This is a genomic window from Microbacterium keratanolyticum, assembly GCF_016907255.1.
GTDB lineage: Bacteria > Actinomycetota > Actinomycetes > Actinomycetales > Microbacteriaceae > Microbacterium > Microbacterium keratanolyticum.
In genome coordinates, this window is record NZ_JAFBBQ010000001.1 from 2,410,853 (window position 1) to 2,431,712 (window position 20,860).

Below are 20,860 nucleotides of genomic sequence, written 5' to 3' on the forward strand. Positions count from 1 at the left end.
GAGAGAGGTAGGGGCATGACGAACCGGCTCGCTGACACGCTCAGCCCCTACCTGCGCGCGCATGCCGACAACCCCGTCGACTGGTACCCGTGGGGTGAGGAGGCGTTCGCCGAGGCGCAGCGCCGCGACGTGCCGCTGCTCATCTCGATCGGCTATTCGACGTGCCACTGGTGTCATGTGATGGCGCGTGAGTCCTTCGCCGATCCCGTGACGGCAGCGGCCATCAACGCGGGCTTCGTCGCGGTGAAGGTCGATCGCGAGGAGCATCCGGATGTCGACAGTGCCTTCATGGCAGCCGCATCCGCTTTCACACAGAATCTCGGCTGGCCGCTGACGGTCTTCGCGACACCCGCAGGACGCGCGTTTTACGCCGGCACCTACTGGCCGCCGGTTGCGCGGGCATCCCTTCCCGCGTTTCGTGACGTGCTTGCGGCGGTGCGCGAGGCGTGGACGGTACGACGCGCGGCGGCGGAGGAGTCCGCGGACGCCGTCGCTGACGTCTTGCGGTCCGCTGCCGCATCCGCCCCCAGCGACCTGCCGACGGCTGCGCAGCTTGCCGATGCGGCACGGACGATCGCCGCACGCGAGGACTCCACGTTCGGCGGGTTCGGCGGCGCGCCGAAGTTCCCCGTCGCGACGACCCTGCGCTTCCTGCAGGCACCGTTGGTCCGTCGGGAGGCCCCGGATGCAGCCGCGAGCGCCGCGCGTGCGCTCGCCGCGATGGCCTCGTCCGAGCTGCGTGATGAGATCGACGGCGGCTTCTTCCGGTACGCGACGCAGCGCGATTGGAGCGTTCCCCACTACGAGCGGATGCTGATCGACAACGCGCAGCTGCTCGATGTCGCCCGTGATGAGCGGGATACACCCACCGCGCGGGGCATCGCCTCGTTCCTGCTGGCCGTGCTGCCGCGCGCAGGAGGGGGCTTCGGCGCCGCGCAGGATTCGGAGTCGTGGATCGACGGGGAGCGCAGCGAAGGCGGCTACTACGCCCGCGGAGCCGCCGCGCGGGCGCTGCTCGATGCGCCCGCGGTCGACGGCAAGGTCATCACCGGCTGGAACGGCCTGGCGATCGCCGCGCTCGCGCGCGCGGGTGCAGCCCTCTCCGAGCCCGGATGGATTGCGGCCGCCGCCACCGCGGCCCAGGCGGTGCTGCGCGACAACACCGTCTCCGGCGTGCTCGTGCGGGCCTCTCTCGACGGCCATGCTGGCGACGCCCCTGCCACGCCCGCCGATCACGGCCAGTTCGCTGAGGCGCTCTTCGAACTGGCCGTCGCCACCGGAGACGCGCAGTGGGCGGTGACGGCGCGCACGCTCTTGGATGAGGCGCTCGCGCGCGCCGCTGTCGGTGCCGAGGAGATGTCGCTCGTCGTCGACCCCGTGCTGCAATCCCAGGGGATCGTCGCCTCGCCCGACGTCAGCGACGGCGACCTGCCCTCAGGGTTGTCCTCGCTCGCCTCCGCGGCGCTGGCCGCCTGGCGGTTGGGGGCGGGGGAGCGCTACCGCGACGCATCCGCCCACCTCGTCCGGCAGCACGCGGATGCTGCGCAGAAGCAGCCCTTCGCGCACGGCGCACTTCTGCGGATCGCGGCGGCGCTCGTCGATCCGCCGCGGCAGATCGTCGTGGTGACGGACCACCCGAATGCGCCGCTCGCGCAGGCCGCACGCGACGCCGATGCGGACATCTTGACGATCGTCTCTCCTGCGCAGGCGCGTGCCTTCGCGGATGCCGGATTCGAGCTCTTCGACGGCAAGGACGCTCGCACCGGCCTCGCGTACGACTGCCGCGCGTTCGTCTGCCGGCTGCCCGTCGGTGACCCTGCACAGCTGCACCCATCACGGGAGGGACGCAGCACATGAGTGAGGTGCCGACGACCACGACAACGACGACGGGGTTGCACGCAGGACTCACACGCCGACAGATCTCGATGATGGGTCTCGGCGGAGCGATCGGCGCCGGGCTCTTCGTCGGATCCGGGCAGGCGATCGGCATCGCCGGCCCCGCCGTGCTCGTGTCGTACCTGGTCGCGGGCGGCATCGTCGTGCTCGTCATGGCGATGCTCGCCGAGATGGTGGCGGCGAATCCCAGCTCGGGCGCCTTCAGCTCGTACGCGCAGAAAGCGATGGGGCGCAGCGCCGGCAGCGCGGTCGGCTGGCTCTACTGGCTGCAGCTCATCGTGGTGATCGCCGCCGAGGCGACCGGGGCCGCGCTCATCACCGAGGAATGGGTGCCGATGGTACCCGCGTGGGTATGGGTGCTGATCTTCATCACGGTGTTCACGGCGGTCAACCTCTTCGGCGTGCGCAACTACGGCCGCTTCGAGTTCTGGTTCGCGGCGATCAAGGTCGCCGCGATCATCGCGTTCCTCGTGATCGGGGTGTGCGCGATTCTCGGGCTGTTCCCCGGAGTGCCCGCCACGGGCATCAGCAACCTCTTCGACAACGGCGGCTTCGCCCCGAACGGCATCGACGGCATTGCCGCAGCCCTCCTGATCGTCGCCTTCGCGTTCGGCGGCACCGAGGTCGTCGCGATCGCGGCCGCGGAATCCGACGACCCCGCCCGCAACATCCGCCGCATCGTGCGCGAAGTGCTCGTGCGCATCATGATCTTCTACGTCGGTTCGATCTTCGTGATCGTGGCGGTGCTGCCATGGAACGACGAAGACGTGCAGGAGGGGCCGTTCTCGGCCGTGCTCGCGACGCTCGGCCTGCCGGGAGTCGACCTGGTGATGTCGCTCATCGTGATCATCGCGCTGCTCTCGGCCATGAACGCCAACATCTACGGGGCCTCGCGCATGGCCTTCTCGCTCGGCGAGCGTCGGCTCGCGCCGCAGGCCATCACCCGCACGAGCGTCAGAGGTGTGCCCTTCGTCGCGGTGCTCTCCTCGGTGTCGTTCGGCTTCGTCGCGGTCGCACTCAATTGGGCATTCCCTGACCTCGTGATGCCGATCCTGCTGAACATCGTCGGGTCGACCGTGCTGGTGATCTGGGCGGCGACGGCGATCTCGCAGCTGATCCTGCGCCGTCGCGCCGACCGCGCCGGAACGCCGATGCCGATGCGCATGTGGGGATTCCCGTGGCTGTCGTGGCTGTGCCTCGTGCTCCTCGCGGGGATGTTCGTTCTCTCGTTCACCAACAGTGTCGCGGGCACGCAGCTGCTGCTCACCCTCGGCCTCACCGCCGTGCTGCTGCTGATTGCGCGCCTCACCCGGGGCACGGCTCGCTGAGCGTCAGCGTCCGCGAGAGGAGCCGCCATTGCGCGGATGCTGCGCGGCCGCGCGTTCATTGCCGCGTCGGTAGTTTCCGGTGAGCCGTGCCATGAGGAGCTGGGCGTCCTCCGTCTCGACGCGGGTGAGGAAATCCGCGGCACGGGCGCCGCGCAGTGTCGCCGCGGGGCGCCCGTGATGCAGGAGGATGACGTCCTCGCCATGCGTCTCGTAAGTGAAGCCAGCGGGCCCGCCCATCACACCCACCCCGGCAGCCAGTTGTGAATGAGCCAGAAGTCGTAGGGAACGGTCATGCCGACCCACGACGGGTAGAAGAACACGGACACGGCGAGGATGACACCGACGACGACCGCGACGACGCGCTGCCCGGATTGTCTGCGCGAGAGGGGGGCATCCGCACGCCCTGCGAGCTCGCGCAACGCCAGCACGAGCGCCAGCACCAGGAACGGGACCATCGCCACCGTGTAGAACTGGAACACCGTGCGATTCGGGATGAGCAGCCACGGAATCCAGGTCGCAGCGAGTCCGACGAGGGGGATCGCGTACGTCCACGACATCGGGCGCCGCTCGATGAGGCCGAGGGCGAACCGGTACAGCAGCCATACGGCTGCGGCGACGCCCAGGTACCACAGCACCGGGTTCGGCACGGTCGAGATCACCGCGATGCAGTGATCGGAGCCGAAACAGGTCTCGTCGCCGCCGACCCAGACGGCCGTGGGCCGCAGCAGGAGCGGCCATTCCCACGCCGCGCTCGCGTAGGGGTGGCCGCTGGTGAGGCCGGAGTGGAAGCCGAGGATCGACTCGTGGTACTTCCACAGCGCCACCAGAGGATTGTCGGAGGCGGCGCGATCGTAGCCGCCGGCCGTCACGAACCATCCGGTCCAGGACGCGAGATAGGTGAGGAGCGCTGCGGGAACGAGCAGCAGGAATGAGACGGGCCCCTGACGGAAGGCGGCATCCGTAGGCCACAGCAGCACCCCGGCGCGGCGGCGTGCGAGTGCATCGGTCACGACCAGGTACAGCCCGAGCGCCGCGAGCGCATAGAGTCCTGACCACTTCACCGCCGCGGCTGCGCCGAGTGCGACTCCGGCCGCCACGACCCATGGTCTGCGCCACAGCACGCGCCCCCACATCGGGAGTGGGCCGTCGTCGGTCAGGCCATGGGTCGCAGGGTCCTCCAGCAACGGCATCGTGCGTCGACGGTCGAGGAGGATGAACCAGAACCCGAGCAGAATGAAGAAGGTGAGTGTCGCGTCGAGCAGCGCGATGCGGCTCATGACGATGCTGAGTCCGTCGACGGCGAGGAACAGTCCTGCGAGAGTCGCGAGCGTCGTCGAGCGCGTGAGCGTGCGCGTCACGAGGTACAGAAGGAGCACCGTCGCGGTGCCGATGAGCGCCGTCGTGAGGCGCCATCCGACGCTCGATCCGGGGCCGAGCAGCCCCATGCCGAGCGCGATGATCCACTTGCCGAGGGGCGGATGCACGACGAAGCTGCCGGTGGCTGTCAGCGCGCTCGTGTCGCCGTCCGCGAACATCTCATTGGCCCCAGAGTCCCAGGTCCCCTCGTAGCCGAGCGTCCACAGCGACCACGCGTCTTTGACGTAGTAGGTCTCGTCGAAGGCGAGTGTGCCGGGGTGTCCGAGATTCGTCAGGCGCAGGATGCCCGCGAACACCGTCAGCAGCAGCGGAATCAGCCAGGATGCCGCACGCGAACGGCGGATGCTGTCGCGCAGTCGCTCCGCAGCGGTCGAACGCTGCTCGACAGGCGGTAACAGGGGCGCGGTCACCGCACCAGCCTATGCTGGGCGGGTGATCATCCTCGCGGCGACCCCGATCGGAAATCTTGGCGATGCGTCGAAGCGGCTCATCGAGGTGCTGGAGAACGCCGAGGTGATCGCGGCAGAGGACACCCGCACAACCCAGCGCCTGCTGCAGGCGCTGCACGTCGAGAACCGTCCGCGTCTGATCGCGCTGCACGATCACAACGAGAAGCACAAGGCCGCAGAGCTCGCCGCCCTCGCGCTCGACAGCGACCTTGTGGTGCTGAGCGATGCGGGCATGCCGACTGTGAGCGATCCCGGGTACGGGCTTGTCGCGGAGGCTGTCGCGCAGGGTGTGACGGTCACTGCGATCCCGGGGCCGAGCGCCGTTCTGACGGCGCTCGCGATCTCCGGATTGCCCACCGACCGCTTCTCCTTCGAGGGGTTCCTGCCACGCAAGCCGGGCGAACGCCGTTCGACGTTGCGGACACTCGCCTCCGAGCAGCGCACGATGGTGTTCTTCGAATCCCCATCCCGGCTGGCAGGCACGCTCGCAGACATGGGCGCCGCCTTCGGCGAAGATCGCCGCATCGCCGTGTGCCGCGAACTCACCAAGTTCTACGAAGAGGTGCGTCGGGGCACCTCCGCGGAACTCGTCGCGTGGGCCGAGGGCGGTGTCAAGGGTGAGATCGTCGTCGTCGTCGAGGGGGCGACCGCCCGAGACGTCACCCCGGAGGATGCGCTCAGCCAGGTGCAGGCGCTCGTCGCCGACGGCATGCGCTTGAAGGAGGCCGCCGCAGAGGTGGCCGCACAGACCGGGCACTCCTCGCGTGAGCTGTACCAGGCGGCCCTCGCGGCGCGATGAGCCTCGACGCGAACGAGCGCGCCGTCGAGAGCGCCTACGATGCACGGGCGGCCGAGTACATCGACGTCCTCGGCGACATCTCGCAGATGGCGGACGCAGACCGTGCGCTGATCGCCGAGTGGCGGGCGATGACGACGGGACCACTGGTGGATGCCGGCTGCGGCCCCGGGCACTGGACCCAGTACCTCTGGGAGATGGCGCCCGCCGGAACGGACCCGAGCGTGCTCGGCGTCGATCTCTCGGCGGAGTTCATCGCGCACGCCAGGAGCCGCTATCCCGAGGCTACATTCCGGCAGGGAACGATCGCACAGCTGCCCTGTGGAGACGAGGCGCTCGGTGGCATCCTCGCCTGGTACTCGCTGATTCACGTGCCGCCCGAGGAGGTGCCGAGGATCCTGCGTGAGTTCGCCCGGGTCATCCGCTCGGGGGGAAGCATCCTCGTGGCATTCTTCGACGGCCCCTCACGCGTGCCGTTCGCGCACGCGGTGACTCCTGCGTACTTCTGGTCTCCCGAAGACCTCGCCGACCTGCTGGGCGACGCGGGATTCGCCTGTGACCCGCCGCTGCGCCGTTCCCGCGAAGAGGGCGAGGCCAGCGTACGTCCGCACGCCTCGTTCATCGCACGGCGGAGGTGATTCCGCCCGCGGCATCCGCTCCGCGTCACTCGGCAGCCCACGTTCCCGCTTCGGCCTAGAATCGAAGCCATGCCCGCAGGCGAATCTTTCTACATCACCACTCCGATCTACTACCCCTCGGATGTGCCGCACATCGGCCACGGCTACACGACCGTCGCCGTCGACACCCTTGCCCGCTGGCACCGCCAGGCGGGTGACCCGACGTGGATGCTCACCGGCACCGATGAGCACGGTCAGAAGATGCTCCGCGCGGCCGCAGCGAACAATGTCACGCCGCAGGAGTGGGTCGACAAGCTCGTCACCGAGGCATGGTTCCCGCTGCTCAAGACGCTTGACGTCGCGAACGACGACTTCATCCGCACGACGCAGGAGCGTCACGAAGAGCGTGTGAAGAAGTTCGTGCAGGCGATCTACGACCGCGGCTACATCTACGCCGGCGAGTACGAGGCGCTGTACTGCGTGGGCTGCGAGGAGTTCAAGCCCGACAGCGAGATCGTCGACGGCACAGGTCCCTTCGAGGGGCTGAAGGTCTGCGCGATCCACTCCAAGCCGCTGGAGCTGCTGCAGGAGAAGAACTACTTCTTCAAGCTCAGCGAGTTCCAGGACCGTCTGCTCGAGCTCTACCGTGATGAGCCGGATTTCGTGCGCCCGGAGTCGGCGCGCAACGAGGTCGTCTCGTTCGTCAAGCAGGGACTGAAAGACCTCTCGATCTCGCGCTCCGCGTTCGACTGGGGCATCGAGGTTCCCTGGGACGACGCGCACGTCATCTACGTGTGGGTCGACGCTCTGCTGAACTACGCGACGGCGGTCGGCTACGGTGACGACACCGACGAGTTCGACAGCCGCTGGCCCGCGTACCACGTGGTCGGCAAAGACATCCTGCGCTTCCACGCCGTCATCTGGCCGGCGATGCTCATGGCTGCGGGCGTCGACGTGCCCAAGGGCGTCTTCGCGCACGGCTGGCTGCTCGTCGGCGGCGAGAAGATGTCGAAGTCGAAGCTCACCGGCATCGCGCCGACGGAGATCACGGATGTCTTCGGCTCGGACGCGTACCGCTACTACTTCCTGTCGGCGATCGCCTTCGGTCAGGACGGCTCGTTCTCCTGGGAAGACCTCGCGGCCCGCTATCAGGCAGAGCTCGCGAACGGCTTCGGCAACCTTGCCTCGCGCACCGTCGCGATGATCGAGCGCTACTTCGACGGCGTGGTTCCCACCGCCTCCGAGTACACGGAGCAGGACCTCGAGATCCAGCGCATCGTCGCGAAGGCCGCGTCGCAGGCGGATGCTGCCATGGAGCGCTTCCGCATCGACGAGGCCATCGAGTCGATCTGGACGATCGTCGATGCGCTCAACGGCTACATCACCGAGAACGAGCCGTGGGCTCTCGCGAAGGATGAGACGCAGCGCGACCGCCTCTCGACGGTGCTGTACACGTGTGCAGACGGTCTGCGTGCGCTCACGGTGCTGCTGTCGCCGGTGATGCCGCAGTCGACGGCCACGCTCTGGGCTGCTCTCGGTGCGGCGGATTCGCTGGGTGCGCTGGACGCGCAGCCGCTGCGTGAGGCCGGCGCCTGGGGTGTTCTTCCCGCGGGGGCGAAGGTCAGCACGCTGGCACCGCTGTTCCCGCGCGTGGAGACCTCGGCCTGATCCGAGCGGCACGATGAGCCAGCATCCCGAGACCTACGTGCGCGAGCGCGCGACGGAGGGACGAAAGAATCTGCTCTATCCGTCGGCGCCCGCGCCGCTCGCGGTACCGGTCTACGACAACCACGCCCATCTGGAGATCACTGACGGCGACGACCCGCTGACGCTCGCCGAGCAGCTCGACCGCGCGCAGGAGGCCGGTGTGATCGGCGTCGTGCAGGCCTCCGGAGACCTGGAATCCTCGCGCTGGGCGGTCGCCGCAGCCGAGAGCGACCAGCGCGTGCTCGCGGCCGTCGCGATCCATCCGAACGACGCCCCGACGTACGCGGCGGCCGGTCTTCTCGATGACGCGATCACGGAGATCGATGAGCTCGCCGCGCACCCGCGCACGCGTGCGATCGGTGAGACGGGGTTGGATTTCTTCCGCACCGGGCCCGAGGGACGTGAGGCCCAGTTCGTCTCCTTCGAGGCGCACATCGCACTGGCGAAGAAACACGGCATCGCGATGCAGATCCACGACCGCGACGCGCATGATGACGTCCTCAAGACGCTCGTGCGCGTCGGTGCCCCCGAGACGACCGTGTTCCACTGCTTCTCGGGTGATGAAGCGATGGCGCGGATCGCCGCTGACGCGGGCTACTACCTGTCCTTCGCCGGCAACGTCACCTTCAAGAACGCGCAGAACCTGCGCGATGCGCTGGCGGTCACACCGCTCGATCGCATCCTCGTTGAGACGGACGCGCCCTTCCTGACTCCCGTGCCGCTCCGCGGCCGGCCGAACGCGCCCTACCTCATCCCGATCACGCTGCGCTTCATGGCCGAAGAGCTCGGCATCGACGTCGATGAACTGGGCGCGCAGGTCGCCGCGAACACGCTGCGCGTCTACGGCTCGTTCGACGACTGAACCTCAGCCGTCTCGTCGAGCACGGGCTTCGCGCTCACGATCTGCGAGATCGGACGCCACACGAGCACAAGGGTCAGCGCCGCACCGGCGAAGGCGAACCACCAGGGCGCCGTCAGTCCCCAGGTCTCCGCGATCACACCACCGAGTGCCTGCCCGATGACCATGCCGCCGAAGACGCCCACCATGTTGACCGAGGCGACACGGCCCTGCAGTTCGGCGGGCACGAGCCGCTGTCGCACGGTCGTCGAGATCGTGCCCCATACGAACGCGTAGGCGCCGAAGAAGAACATGATCACGAGCGCGACCCAGCCGATCGAGGTGAGCGCGAAGGCAAGATGCATGAGCACCTCCATCGTGAGCACGATGCGCATGAGTGCGGCGAAGGAGATGTGGCGCTCCAGCCAGCCGAAGCTGAACGTCGCGAGCAGTCCACCAGCAGCGGATGCGGTCGTCAGCATGCCGTAGCCGACAGCGCCGAGGTCCAGATGCTCGGTCGCATACAGCACGAGCACGCCCCAGGGGGCTGCCCAGGTGATGTTGAACGCGAGGATGATGATCACGAGCATCCGTACGGGTGGATTTCGCCACAGCCAGCGGATGCCCTCAGCGATGTCGGTGTGCACGGCCGTCCGCTCGCCCGTCTCGCCCCGCGACGGAACGGGGGTGCGCGCCATGCGCGAGATCAGCACGACGGCGAGGCTGACGCAGACGATCTCCAGCAGGAAGGGCCAGGCCGTGCCGGCAGCGAAGAGGAACGCGCCCAGCGGGGGACCGGCGAACTGGTTCGCGACAAGGTAGCCGGCCTGCAGTCGCGCATTCCCGGTGCCGAGGTCCGCGGGCTGCACGATCATCGGCAGCAGCGTGCTTCCGGCGGTGTCGACGAAGACCTCGGCGGTGCCGTAGAGGAAGGCCACCGCGAGCACGATGCCGATGTTCGACGTTCCCGTCACAAGGAACACGCAGAGAGCGGCGAGCACGACGGCGCGGGCGGCATTGGCGAACATCACCAGTCGGCGCCGATCGAAGCGGTCGGCGATCGCTCCGGCGTGCAATCCGAACAGCAGCCAGGGCAGGAACTGCAGGATGGCTCCGGATGCCACCAGGATCGGCGACGACGTGATCGACGCGATCAGCAGTGGCGCGGCCGCGAGGGCGACGCCGTCGCCGACGTTGCTCGTCCAGGAAGAGGCGAGAAGCCAGCGGAAATCACGACCCATACGGCGGGGCGCGATGAGTTCACCAGGGGAGGGCACCCGAAGATCCTACGGAGATTAGGGAAGAATGGGGGGATGACCGTGACCCTGCTCGGCGCCACCGAGATCCGCCGTCTTGCCGCTGAGCTCGATGTGACCCCGACCAAGAAGCTCGGCCAGAACTTCGTCGTCGACGCCAACACGGTGCGCAAGATCGTGCACGCCGCCGCCGTGCAGCCGGGAGAGCGAGTGGTCGAGGTCGGCCCAGGGCTCGGGTCGCTGACCCTCGCGATCCTCGAAGCCGGGGCATCCGTCACCGCTGTCGAGATCGACCATCGTCTGGCTGCGCGTCTGCCGCAGACCGCCGCGGAGCACGGTGTGCCAGAGGGGGCTCTGACCGTGGTGGATGCCGATGCCCTGCGCGTGACAGAGCTGCCGGGCGAGCCGACGTTGCTCGTCGCGAACCTTCCGTACAACGTGTCGGTGCCGGTTCTCCTGCACTTCCTCGAGAACTTCACCTACCTCCAGCGAGGTGTCGTCATGGTGCAGGCCGAGGTCGCTGAGCGCCTCGCCGCGAAGCCGCACTCCAAGATCTACGGCACCCCCAGCGTGAAGGCCGCCTGGTACGGCGAGTGGAAGCTCTGCGGCACGGTCTCGCGCCAGGTCTTCTGGCCGGTGCCGAACGTCGACAGTCTGCTCGTCGGGTTCGATCGGGCCGCTGACGTGCGCGGTTCCGAGGAGGAGCGCGTGGCGACGTTCGCAATCGTCGACGCCGCATTCAACCAGCGCCGCAAGATGCTGCGCCAGGCGCTGTCTGGCCTGTTCGGCGGTTCGTCCGCGGCATCCGAGATCCTCACCAGGGCCGGCGTCGCTCCGACCGCGCGCGGCGAAGATCTCACGGTCGACGACTACCACCGCATCGCCCTCGCGGCCGCTAGCCTGGACGAGTGACCGCACCCCGCTTCAAGCCCCACGTCCCCGAGATCCACCGGCCGTACTCGGCTGCTGCGGATCGCTACCAGCGCTTCGAGTATCGCCAGGTCGGAGCATCCGGACTCTACCTGCCGCCGATCTCGCTCGGACTCTGGTGGAACTTCGGCGACAACATCCCGCTCGACAACCAGCGGGCACTGCTGCGGCACGCCTTCGACATCGGCATCACGCACTTCGATCTGGCGAACAACTACGGCCCGCCCTACGGCTCGGCCGAGAAGAACTTTGGGCGGATCTTCGCGGAAGATCTGCGTCCCTACCGTGACGAGCTCATCATCTCGTCGAAGGCGGGATGGGACATGTGGCCGGGGCCGTACGGAGACCTCGGGTCGCGCAAGTACATCCTGGCGAGCGCGGAGCAGTCCCTGACGCGCATGGGGCTCGACTACGTCGACATCTTCTACTCGCACCGTGTCGACCCGGTCGCCCCCATCGAAGAGACGATCGGCGCACTCGACACCCTCGTGCGGCAGGGCAAGGCCCTTTACGTGGGCATCTCGTCATATAGCGCGGAGCGCTCGGCTGAGGCAGCGAAGGTCGCCCGCGAGCTGGGCACGCCCCTCGTGATCCACCAGCCCTCGTACTCGATGCTCAACCGCTGGGTCGAAGACGGCCTCACGGATCAGCTGCGCGGCGACGGGATGGGAGCCATCGCCTTCACTCCGCTCGCACAGGGCCTGCTCACCGGCAAGTACCTGGGCGACGGCACAGCACAGCGCGCGCAGAAGCGCGGTTCGCTGCCGGATGCTCCGGTGTCGGAGGAGGGTCTGGCGATCCTGCGTCAACTCAATGACATCGCCGCCTCCCGCGGCCAGTCCCTCGCACAGCTCGCCATCCAGTGGGTGCTGCGTGACCCGGTGGTTGCCTCGGCGCTGATCGGCGCATCGCGGGTCGAGCAGCTGGATGAGAACGTCGCCGCCGTCACCGCGGCGCCGCTGACGGCAGAAGAGATCGCCCAGATCGACGCGATCGCCGGTTCCATCGACGTCAACCTCTGGGCGGTGTCATCGGACCTGTGAGCGCACGATGAGATCTGCGGCCGCTCCGGCGTCGGTGCACGTGCGCGCCCCGGGGAAGATCAACGTCTTCCTCGCGGTCGGCGATGTGCACGACGACGGCTACCACTCGCTCGCGACGGTCTTCCAGGCAGTATCCCTGTACGAGGATGTCATCGCGACCGCGTCGCCAGACTTCACGGTGAGCGTCAGCGGACCGGACGTCGATCCGGCGACCGTGCCGTTGGATGATCGCAACCTCGCGGTGCGCGCGGCCAAGATCCTCGCCATGGCGACGGGATATCCGGGCGGCGTGCATCTCGAGATTCGTAAGAGTGTTCCCGTGGCGGGAGGGATGGGTGGGGGATCCGCGGATGCTGCTGCTGCCCTCGTCGCGTGTGATGCGCTCTGGGGGACGGGCCTCTCTTCGCAGCGGATGCACGAGCTCGCGGCGCGACTGGGAGCGGACGTGCCGTTCGCGCTGCACGGCGGCACCGCCGTCGGGACGGGGCGCGGCGACCACCTCACCCCGGCGCTCGCCCCGGGACGCTTCGACTGGGTGCTTGTGCTGAGCGATCAGGGGCTGTCGACGCCGCAGATCTACCGTCAGCTCGATGAGTACCGTCTCGAGCACGGTGCGCTCGCGGATGATCCGCCAGAGTCTCTGGATGTTCCACCCGCCGTGCTGCAGGCCCTGCGATCCGGTGATGCCCGCGCGCTCGCGGAGGTCGTGTTCAACGACCTGCAGGTGGCGGCGCTGCAGGACCGCCCGGACCTGGAACGTGTGCTCGCCGCAGGAGCGGAAGCCGGCGCGCTGGCGGGACTCGTCTCGGGATCCGGCCCGACGATCGCACTGCTGTGCGCGTCGGCGGATGATGCGCGGCGTGTGCAGGATGAGTGCGAAGAGCGGGGCCTGCGGGCGCTGCACGTCCACAGCGCTGTACCTGGCGCGCGCATCATCGCCTGAGCTGCCGCGGACGAAGCGCGAGGCGATCTCTCCTGCGACTGCGCCCAGCAATCTGCCGTAGCCTGGATCAGACATGGCACATCTTCTCGGGGCCGAGGGCCTCCACCTTGAGTACCCCACAAAAGTCGTCTTCGATGCGATCACGGTCGGCGTCGAAGAGGGTGACCGCATCGGCATCGTCGGACGCAACGGCGATGGAAAGTCGAGCCTGCTGGCGATGCTCGCAGGCCGCAAGGAGCCCGACGGCGGTCGCGTCACGGTGCGCAGCGGCATCACGATCGGCGTGCTCGACCAGGCGGACACTCTCGATGATTCGCTGACGGTCGGCACCGCCGTGGTGGGCGATCTCGAGGAGTACGAGTGGGCAGGGGATGCTCGCATCCGCGACATCATCGGCGGCCTGCTCGACGGTCTCGACTGGAATGCGCCCGTCACCGCGCTCAGCGGCGGGCAGCGTCGACGCGTCGCGCTCGCCAAGCTGCTTACGGGGGACTGGGACATCATCGCCCTCGATGAGCCCACGAACCACCTCGATGTCGAAGCGGTCACCTGGCTGGCCGGACACCTCAAGAAGCGCTGGTCGCCGAACGCGGGGGCGCTCCTGGTCGTCACCCACGACCGGTGGTTCCTTGACGAGATCTGCACCGAGACGTGGGAGGTTCACGATCGCATCGTCGAGCCCTTCGAAGGCGGCTACGCGGCGTACATCCTGCAGCGCGTCGAGCGAGACCGCATGGCAGCCGCGACTGAAGCGAAGCGTCAGAACCTGGCGCGCAAGGAGCTCGCCTGGCTGCGTCGAGGCGCACCCGCCCGTACGGCGAAGCCGAAGTTCCGCATCGATGCGGCGAACGCGCTGATCGCAGATGTTCCGGAGATCCGCGATCCTGTGTCGTTGCAGTCGCTGGCGGTGTCGCGCCTGGGCAAGGATGTCGTCGACATTCTTGATGTGAGCGTCACCTACCCCGCCACCGACACGTCGCCGGAGCGAGAGGTGCTGCGCGACGTGGAATGGCGCATCGCGCCGGGTGAGCGCACGGGCATCCTCGGCGTCAACGGCGCAGGAAAGTCGACCCTTCTCGGCCTCGTCTCGGGCACGGTGCAGCCGACCACGGGGCGGGTGAAGCACGGCAAGACGGTGAAGGTGCGCACGCTCACTCAGCAGCTGGACGAGCTGGTCGAGTTCTGGAACGATCCCGTCCGGGTGGTGATCTCCGGCCTGCGCACCTCGTACACGATGGGCACGGGGTCGAAGGCGCAGGACCTGACGCCTGGCCAGCTGCTGGAGCGGCTCGGGTTCTCGTCCGCGCAGCTCTCGACGCCGGTGAAGGACCTGTCGGGTGGGCAGCAGCGCCGCCTGCAGCTTCTGCTCGTCCTGCTCGACCAGCCCAACGTGCTGATCCTCGACGAGCCGACGAACGACATGGACACCGACATGCTCGCGGCGATCGAGGACCTTCTGGACACGTGGCCGGGCACCCTCCTCGTCGTCAGCCACGACCGGTACTTCCTGGAGCGGGTCACCGACCAGCAGTACGCCGTCATGGGCGGGCGTCTTCGCCACCTGCCCGGGGGCGTCGATGAGTATCTGCGGCTTCGCCAGCATGAGATGGATGCTCCCGCGCCGACTCCCGCGAAGACGAGTGCTCCCACGACTCTCCGGCTGGAGGGGGCAGAGCTGCGGGCAGCGCAGAAGGAGATCTCGGCGCTGGAGCGACGGATCCAGAAGCTCACGCAGCAGATCGACGCCGCGAAGCACGCCCTCGTCGAACACGATCAGTCCGACTACACGGGCCTCGGCGAGAAGATGACGAAGATCGGCGCGCTCGAGGCTGAGGTCGAAGAGAGTGAGCTGCGCTGGTTCGAGCTCACCGAGCAGATCGGCTGAGGCTCTGAGCGCTCAGGCGTTCAGCGAGCTGGCCGCGACGATCAGGTCATCCATCGCGCGCAGTGAATGGATACCTGCGCGTGCCGTCACCCCGAGCACGTCGTCGAGCTCACCGCTGACGACGCGCACATTGCGGGCGACGAGCGGAAGCGCGGCACCCGTCAGCACTGCGGCAGCGTGCTCGACGAATCCGGGCACCTCTCGGGCGACCTTGCCGCTGATCACGATGATCTCCGGATCGATGGTGTGACAGACGTTCGTGAGCATGCGTCCGAGTACCGTCGCCGCGTTGCGCGCGATCGACGCGGCGACGGCATCATCCGCCGCGCAGCGTGTGCGGAACTGCTCCCAGTCTTCGGATCCTTCGTTGAGCATCCGGAAGTCTCGAAGAATCGCCGGAATCGAGGTGTATTGCATCAGGCACCCGGGGTTGCCGCAGCTGCAGAGGGGGCCGTCCCAGTCGTAGACGGTGTGACCGAGCTCACCGGACCCGCCGCGCGCGCCTGACTGGATCACACCGTCCATGACGTGGCCTGACGTGATGCCGTAGCTCACATCGACATAAAGCATGTTGGCGCAGCCTCGCCCTGCCCCCCAGAGATACTCTGCCAGTCCTTCCAGCCGCGCAGAGTTCTGCACGCGCACGGGAACCCTGAAGCGCTCGGCGAAGTAGTTCTTCGGATTCACTCCGAACCAGCGGCTCGAAGCCCGCTGCGCGTAGATGTCGCCGGAGCGCGCGTCCATCTGCGTGTCTACCGCCAGGTGCACGGCGCGCAGCGTCTCGGTCGTGCCGGGCAGATCCTTCAGCAACTCTTCCAGCAGCTGTGCGGCCGTGGCGAGCCGGTCACTCGCGGTCACGTCGTCGGGGCACGATGCTGTCAATTCTCCGAACACTCTGCCGTCGAGTGTTGCGACGGTGACGGCGCAGGCGTCGACGAGGAACATCACCGAGGCGAGGACCCCGAGCTGAGGTGTCGTTCCCATCAGGTTCTTGAGGGAGCCCGGTTCGGGGTCTGTCTCCTCGATCCAGCCCGCGGCCTGAAGGCGGGCCGTGAGATTCGTGACCGTCGCCCGGGAGACGTCGAGGGAGCGCGCGAGGTCGGCGCGATAGGTGGGCCCTTGGGCGATCAGCGTGCGCAGGAGGCGCTGCGCGTTCGGCGTCGGCGTCGACACGAGGTTCCCTTCATCCGGTTCTCCAGAGAGATTATCGGTGTTTTGCGGAGGTTCGCGGCGGCGCGCGCGAACCTGAGGCGACAAAAGTGTTTAGGAAATTGACACTATCGCGAAACTCGTGCATCCTGAATCCTGGCTCGCGAGAGTCGAGCCATACCCATCCCCGCGGGTTCGTCGGACGCGGGGCACGATTCCATCGGAGTAATCATGAAGCTACGCATCCTCTTCGCCGGTGCGGCCTGCGCCTCGCTCGCTCTCTCGCTCGCGGCCTGCAGCACCCCGAGTGCTCCCGCTGCGGACAGCGGTGACGTCGAGAGCGGAACCGTCCGCCTGTGGGTCATGGAGGGATCCCTCACCCCCGAATCCCAGGAATACCTCGCGGAGGAGTTCGCCGCCGCGAACCCGGGCAGCGAACTGAAGATCGAGGTCCAGCAGTGGGACGGCATCGTCGCCAAGCTGCAGACCTCGCTCGCCTCGAAGAACGAGAGCCCCGACCTCGTCGAGATCGGCAACACCCAGACCACGACCTTCACCACGGTCGGCGCCTTTGCCGACGTGACCGACATGAAGGAGACCCTCGGCGGCGACGGTCTGATCCCGTCGTTCGTGGACTCGTCGACGGTCGACGGCAAGATCTACGCCTACCCCTTCTACGCCGGTGCGCGTGGCGTCTACTACCGCACCGACCTGTTCGCACAGGCGGGGCTCGAAGTTCCCCAGACGATCGACGAGTTCAACGAGTCCGTCGTCGCGCTGCAGGCGGCGAACCCCGAGGCCATCGAAGACTTCTCCGGCATGTACCTGGCTGCGGTCGACACCCACGGTGTCGGCTCCTACCTCTTCTCGCAGGGCTTCGAGTACGCGAAGAAGGACGGCGACGCTTGGGTCGGCCAGGCCTCGACGCCGACCTCGATCGCCGCACTGACGGCGCTGCAGAACATGTTCCAGAACGGCACCCGCTACGCGGACGACTCGCAGGCGGGTCAGAAGGCGTTCGAGCGCTACTTCAACGAGGGCAAGACCGGCGTTCTGATCGGAACCGGAAACATCGGCACCAAGATCGACGCCGCGCTGTGGGATGCAGACAAGGTGGGCGTCATCGCTCTGCCGTCGGACAAGCCGGGCGTCCCCGGTGCGACGTTCGCGGGTGGTTCGAACATCGGACTCGCGACCAACTCGAAGAACCCTGCACTGGCCAAGAAGGCTCTGGAGACGATCTTCAGCGAGGGCTTCCAGAAGCGTCTCGGCGAAGAGGGCTGGGTTCCCGGCAACACCGACTTCAGCGCAGACGTGACCGGCCCGTTCGGTCCGCTTGCCGGCGAGATCATCGCCAACTCGAAGCTGACCCCGAACAGCCCGGAGTGGGGCGTCGCCTTCGGCAGCGCGCAGCTGAACGAGGTCTTCACGCGCATCGCGAAGGGCGAGGACGTCGCGAAGGTCGCCGCGTCTCTCGACGCGCAGATCGAAACCGAACTGAACAAGTAAGACCGAGAGTTCGCACACGACAATGACACAGACGATGACCCGGCCCACGCGCGCGTCACAGCGCCGACCGTTGAGCCGACAGGCACGGCAGCGGCGCAGCCGCCTTGCCCCCTGGATGCTGCTGGCCCCCGCGACCGTCATGGTCCTGGTGGCGCTCGGCTACCCGTTGCTGCGACAGGCGATCATGTCCTTCCAGCACTTCGGGCTCGCCCAGCAGTTCGGCCAGCCGGCCGAGTGGGCCGGGTTGTCGAACTACGTCACGATCCTCTCCGACCCGTACTTCTGGAGCGTCTTCATCAAGTCGGTGCTCTTCTGCCTGTGGACGGCAGGGGTCACCATGATCATCGGCGTCGGATTCGCGGTGCTGATGCTGCGCATGAGCGCCGTCGTCCGCACGATCTTCAACACCACCCTCATCGTCGTGTGGGCGATGCCCGCGCTCGCCTCGCTCACGGTCTGGCAGTGGTTGGTCGACCCGCGCTCCGGCCTGTTGAACTGGGTGCTCACCTCGGTGGGGCTGGAGGGCTTCAAAAACTTCAACTGGCTCGGCGAGAACTTCTGGACGTTCTACCTGATCGCATCCGCGGTCATCATCTGGGCGTCCATCCCGCTCGTCGCCATCACGATCTACGCCGCGCTGGCGCAGGTGCCCACCGAGGTGCTCGAAGCGTCGGAGCTCGACGGTGCCACGAACTTCCAGCAGATCCGCCGGATCATGCTCCCCATGATCGGACCGGTCATCTCGCTCATCGGTGTGCTCCAGGTCATCTGGGATCTGCGCGTCTTCACGCAGATCTATGTGCTCCAGCAGGCCGGCGGCATCGCCAGCGAGACCAACCTGCTCGGCACCTATGTCTATGAGACTGGCATCGCCAAGGGCGACTACGGGGTGGCCTCGGCGCTGGCCATGGTCATCCTCGGTCTCACTCTCGTTCTCACCGGGCGCTACATCCGGATGCTCTACCGCCAGGGAGGGATGGCCTGATGTCCATCGACACCACCTCGACACGTGCCATCGTGTCGCCGTCTCGAACCAGCGCCCGCGGTGCGCAGGCGCCACGGACTGCTGCGCGTCCGCGCCGCATCCGCCTGGGGAAGAACCCCGTGGCCAATGTCTCGGGCGTGATCTTCGCCCTCCTCTGGCTGATCCCGGTGTACTGGATGGTCAACTCGGCCTTCCAGTCGGAGTCCGAGCTCATGTCCTGGCCGCCGCACCTGCTGCCGCAGGAGTTCACCTGGGACAATTTCGCCTCGGCGATCACCCAGGCGAACTTCTGGGGAGCGCTGCAGGCATCACTGATCGCGGCGGCGCTGACGGTGCTCTTCGCATCGAGTGGTGCGCTGCTGGCGGCCTTCGCGCTCTCGCGTTTCCGCTTCCGCGGTCGCACCACCATGATCATCACGATCCTGATCGTGCAGATGATCCCCGCAGAGGCACTGTTCATCTCCCAGTACCGGATGCTGGACGGCTGGAACCTGCTGAACTCCGTCGTGGGGCTGTCGATTCTCTACATCGGCACGATCGTGCCGTTCATCGCGTGGATGATGCGCGGATTCGTCGACGGCGTGCCGATCGAGCTCGAAGAGGCGGCGATGGTGGACGGATGCTCGCGCGTCGGCGCTTTCTGCCGCGTCACCCTGCCGCTGCTCGCCCCGGGCATCGTCTCGACCTCGGTGTTCGGGTTCCTCTTCGCGTGGAATGAGTACACGCTCGCGTTGATCGTGCTGTCGAAGGACTCTTCTGTCACCCTGCCGATCTGGCTGCAGTCCTTCCAGCAGGGGCTGAAGGCGACGGACTGGGGCGGCGTGATGGCAGGGGCGACCCTGATCTCGATCCCCGTGATCATCATCTTCATGATCGTGCAGAACAAGATCTCCAGTGGCATGGTCGCGGGAGCGGTCAAGGGATGATCTTCTCTGCTCTTCCTGCTCCTGAGGTCGGTCCTGCCATCGGTCGCGAGCCGCGGTTCGGCTGGCGTGGACTGCTCCTCGACTCCGCCCGCACTCGTTTTCCGGTGGCGACGATCTGCCACGTCATCAGCCTTGCCGCGCGCTACGGCTTCAATCGCCTGCACTGGCATCTGACCGACGATCAGGGATGGCGCTTCGAGGTGCCGGAGTACCCCCTCCTGACCGGACCCGCCGCGGACCTTCCCCGCGGACGGTTCGACGACTACGGCTCCCTGCATGGCGACACGCGTGAGCGTGCCGTGATCGAGGCGGAGGAGCGCTGGACCAACGGCTTCTATTCGGACGATGAGATCCGCGAGGTCGTCGCGCACGCGACGGCTCTCGGCGTGGAGATCGTTCCGGAGGTGGATGTGCCTGGGCACATGGCCGCGGCGATCCTCGCGTACCCCGAGCTCGGGCGTCCTCTCGGGCTGCCGCTCCCGGAAGGCTCCATGCGCGAGCACATGTGGTGGCCCGCGCGGAACGACCTTCTGTGGCCGACGGACGCCGCGCGCACATTCGTTGCCGCGGTGATGCGTCGCGTCGCCGAGCTCTTCCCTGGGCCGTACGTGCACATCGGTGGCGACGAGTGCGCGTTCCTGCAGTGGTCTTCTGACCCGGAGATCGATCGCTGGCTGGAGCTGCGCGGCGTCGACCGCGTGGAGAAGCTGCAGGAGTGGTTCATGGACGATGCATCCCGTGTGCTGCGCGAGAACGGCAAGTCCGTCGCCGCCTGGGATGAGGCCACAGAGATCACGGACGCGGAAGACCTGCTGATCATCGCGTGGGATGAGCAACGCGGGATGGAACGGATCGCGCAGGCGACCCAGCCCTACGTCTTCGCGGACGCGCGCACCCTCTATCTGAACAGGGTCGATCCGGACGGTGCTGAATCGCAGAAGGGCATGACTCCCGCGATCTCGATCCGGGACATTCTCGGTGCTTCCTGGCCGGAGATCGACGACGAACGGTGCGTGGGCATTCAGGCCTGCGTCTGGTCGGAGTTCGTCCTCGACGGGAACGACCTGCTGACGATGCTGTTTCCTCGGCTGCTCGCAGTCGCGGAACGACTGTGGAATCCCGACGTCGACGTGGCAGAAGCCGGCGGACGGATCGCTCGCGAGTACGAGCTTCTGCACACGGCGGGGTTGCTCGACGACCCCGTCATCCTCCTCCAGAAATGACGG

At 67.4% G+C, this 20,860-nt stretch carries 18 protein-coding genes; 14 read left to right on the forward strand and 4 right to left on the reverse strand.

Features of this window, described 5'->3' with window-relative positions; genetic code table 11:
- The first annotated feature begins 15 nt into the window (after nucleotides 1-15).
- Both JOD62_RS11620 and JOD62_RS11625 read left to right on the forward strand, forming a co-directional pair.
- Nucleotides 16-1,857 (forward strand): thioredoxin domain-containing protein, encoded by a 1,842-nt coding sequence (locus JOD62_RS11620; protein WP_204939434.1) that lies wholly within the window; start codon nucleotides 16-18, stop codon nucleotides 1,855-1,857.
- Nucleotides 1,854-3,224, forward strand: a complete 1,371-nt coding sequence (locus JOD62_RS11625) for an amino acid permease (protein ID WP_204939435.1) — start codon at nucleotides 1,854-1,856, stop codon at nucleotides 3,222-3,224. The genes JOD62_RS11620 and JOD62_RS11625 overlap by 4 nt, the downstream gene beginning before the upstream one ends.
- Before the next feature lie 3 nt (nucleotides 3,225-3,227).
- Here the strand turns inward: JOD62_RS11625 and JOD62_RS11630 are convergent, their stop codons facing one another.
- Both JOD62_RS11630 and JOD62_RS11635 read right to left on the reverse strand, forming a co-directional pair.
- Nucleotides 3,228-3,461: a hypothetical protein gene (locus JOD62_RS11630; protein WP_204939436.1), complete on the reverse strand. Its 234-nt coding sequence runs from the start codon at nucleotides 3,459-3,461 to the stop codon at nucleotides 3,228-3,230.
- Nucleotides 3,461-5,011, reverse strand: a complete 1,551-nt coding sequence (locus JOD62_RS11635) for a dolichyl-phosphate-mannose--protein mannosyltransferase (RefSeq protein ID WP_204939437.1) — start codon at nucleotides 5,009-5,011, stop codon at nucleotides 3,461-3,463. The genes JOD62_RS11630 and JOD62_RS11635 overlap by 1 nt, the downstream gene beginning before the upstream one ends.
- A 22-nt stretch (nucleotides 5,012-5,033) precedes the next feature.
- Between JOD62_RS11635 and rsmI the strand changes: the two genes are divergently transcribed.
- From rsmI to JOD62_RS11655, 4 genes are all read left to right on the forward strand, one after another.
- A complete protein-coding gene (gene rsmI / locus JOD62_RS11640) occupies nucleotides 5,034-5,849 on the forward strand; it encodes a 16S rRNA (cytidine(1402)-2'-O)-methyltransferase (RefSeq protein WP_204939438.1) in 816 nt (271 codons plus the stop codon).
- Nucleotides 5,846-6,484 (forward strand): class I SAM-dependent methyltransferase, encoded by a 639-nt coding sequence (locus JOD62_RS11645; RefSeq protein WP_204939439.1) that lies wholly within the window; start codon nucleotides 5,846-5,848, stop codon nucleotides 6,482-6,484. The genes rsmI and JOD62_RS11645 overlap by 4 nt, the downstream gene beginning before the upstream one ends.
- A gap of 69 nt (nucleotides 6,485-6,553) precedes the next feature.
- Nucleotides 6,554-8,131, forward strand: a complete 1,578-nt coding sequence (gene metG / locus JOD62_RS11650) for a methionine--tRNA ligase (protein ID WP_204939440.1) — start codon at nucleotides 6,554-6,556, stop codon at nucleotides 8,129-8,131.
- Between the two features lie 13 nt (nucleotides 8,132-8,144).
- Nucleotides 8,145-9,032 carry a TatD family hydrolase gene (locus tag JOD62_RS11655; protein ID WP_204939441.1) on the forward strand — a complete coding sequence of 296 codons (888 nt, stop codon included), beginning with the start codon at nucleotides 8,145-8,147 and terminating at the stop codon, nucleotides 9,030-9,032.
- On the opposite strand, the gene JOD62_RS11660 is transcribed toward JOD62_RS11655, so the two are convergent.
- Nucleotides 9,011-10,249: an MFS transporter gene (locus tag JOD62_RS11660; RefSeq protein ID WP_204940184.1), complete on the reverse strand. Its 1,239-nt coding sequence runs from the start codon at nucleotides 10,247-10,249 to the stop codon at nucleotides 9,011-9,013. The genes JOD62_RS11655 and JOD62_RS11660 overlap by 22 nt on opposite strands.
- Nucleotides 10,250-10,321: 72 nt before the next feature.
- Here JOD62_RS11660 and rsmA point away from each other — a divergent pair, with 72 nt between their 5' ends.
- From rsmA to JOD62_RS11680, 4 genes are all read left to right on the forward strand, one after another.
- Nucleotides 10,322-11,176, forward strand: coding sequence for a 16S rRNA (adenine(1518)-N(6)/adenine(1519)-N(6))-dimethyltransferase RsmA (gene rsmA / locus JOD62_RS11665; RefSeq protein ID WP_204939442.1), 855 nt, complete (start codon nucleotides 10,322-10,324; stop codon nucleotides 11,174-11,176).
- On the forward strand, nucleotides 11,173-12,237 hold the full coding sequence (gene mgrA / locus JOD62_RS11670; protein ID WP_271171524.1) for an L-glyceraldehyde 3-phosphate reductase: 1,065 nt from the start codon (nucleotides 11,173-11,175) through the stop codon (nucleotides 12,235-12,237). Before rsmA ends, mgrA begins: the two co-directional genes overlap by 4 nt.
- Before the next feature lie 7 nt (nucleotides 12,238-12,244).
- On the forward strand, nucleotides 12,245-13,180 hold the full coding sequence (locus JOD62_RS11675) for a 4-(cytidine 5'-diphospho)-2-C-methyl-D-erythritol kinase (protein ID WP_204939443.1): 936 nt from the start codon (nucleotides 12,245-12,247) through the stop codon (nucleotides 13,178-13,180).
- 73 nt (nucleotides 13,181-13,253) lie between these two features.
- Nucleotides 13,254-15,065 (forward strand): ABC-F family ATP-binding cassette domain-containing protein, encoded by a 1,812-nt coding sequence (locus JOD62_RS11680; protein ID WP_204939444.1) that lies wholly within the window; start codon nucleotides 13,254-13,256, stop codon nucleotides 15,063-15,065.
- 12 nt (nucleotides 15,066-15,077) lie between these two features.
- Here JOD62_RS11680 and JOD62_RS11685 read toward each other — a convergent pair whose 3' ends face one another.
- Complete coding sequence (locus tag JOD62_RS11685; protein WP_204939445.1) at nucleotides 15,078-16,238, reverse strand: ROK family transcriptional regulator; 1,161 nt, start codon at nucleotides 16,236-16,238, stop codon at nucleotides 15,078-15,080.
- Nucleotides 16,239-16,445: 207 nt separating this feature from the next.
- On the opposite strand from JOD62_RS11685, the gene JOD62_RS11690 reads away from it, so the two are divergent.
- The 4 genes from JOD62_RS11690 to JOD62_RS11705 are packed head-to-tail and all read left to right on the forward strand — an operon-like array spanning nucleotide 16,446 to nucleotide 20,857.
- Nucleotides 16,446-17,723, forward strand: a complete 1,278-nt coding sequence (locus JOD62_RS11690; RefSeq protein WP_239526663.1) for an extracellular solute-binding protein — start codon at nucleotides 16,446-16,448, stop codon at nucleotides 17,721-17,723.
- Nucleotides 17,724-17,757: 34 nt separating this feature from the next.
- Nucleotides 17,758-18,708, forward strand: a complete 951-nt coding sequence (locus JOD62_RS11695; RefSeq protein WP_204939446.1) for a carbohydrate ABC transporter permease — start codon at nucleotides 17,758-17,760, stop codon at nucleotides 18,706-18,708.
- The gene (locus JOD62_RS11700) at nucleotides 18,708-19,634 is read left to right on the forward strand and encodes a carbohydrate ABC transporter permease (RefSeq protein WP_204939447.1); all 927 of its coding nucleotides are present in this window, start codon (nucleotides 18,708-18,710) and stop codon (nucleotides 19,632-19,634) included. The genes JOD62_RS11695 and JOD62_RS11700 overlap by 1 nt, the downstream gene beginning before the upstream one ends.
- Nucleotides 19,631-20,857 (forward strand): family 20 glycosylhydrolase, encoded by a 1,227-nt coding sequence (locus tag JOD62_RS11705; protein WP_204939448.1) that lies wholly within the window; start codon nucleotides 19,631-19,633, stop codon nucleotides 20,855-20,857. The genes JOD62_RS11700 and JOD62_RS11705 overlap by 4 nt, the downstream gene beginning before the upstream one ends.
- Nucleotides 20,858-20,860 lie beyond the last annotated feature (3 nt).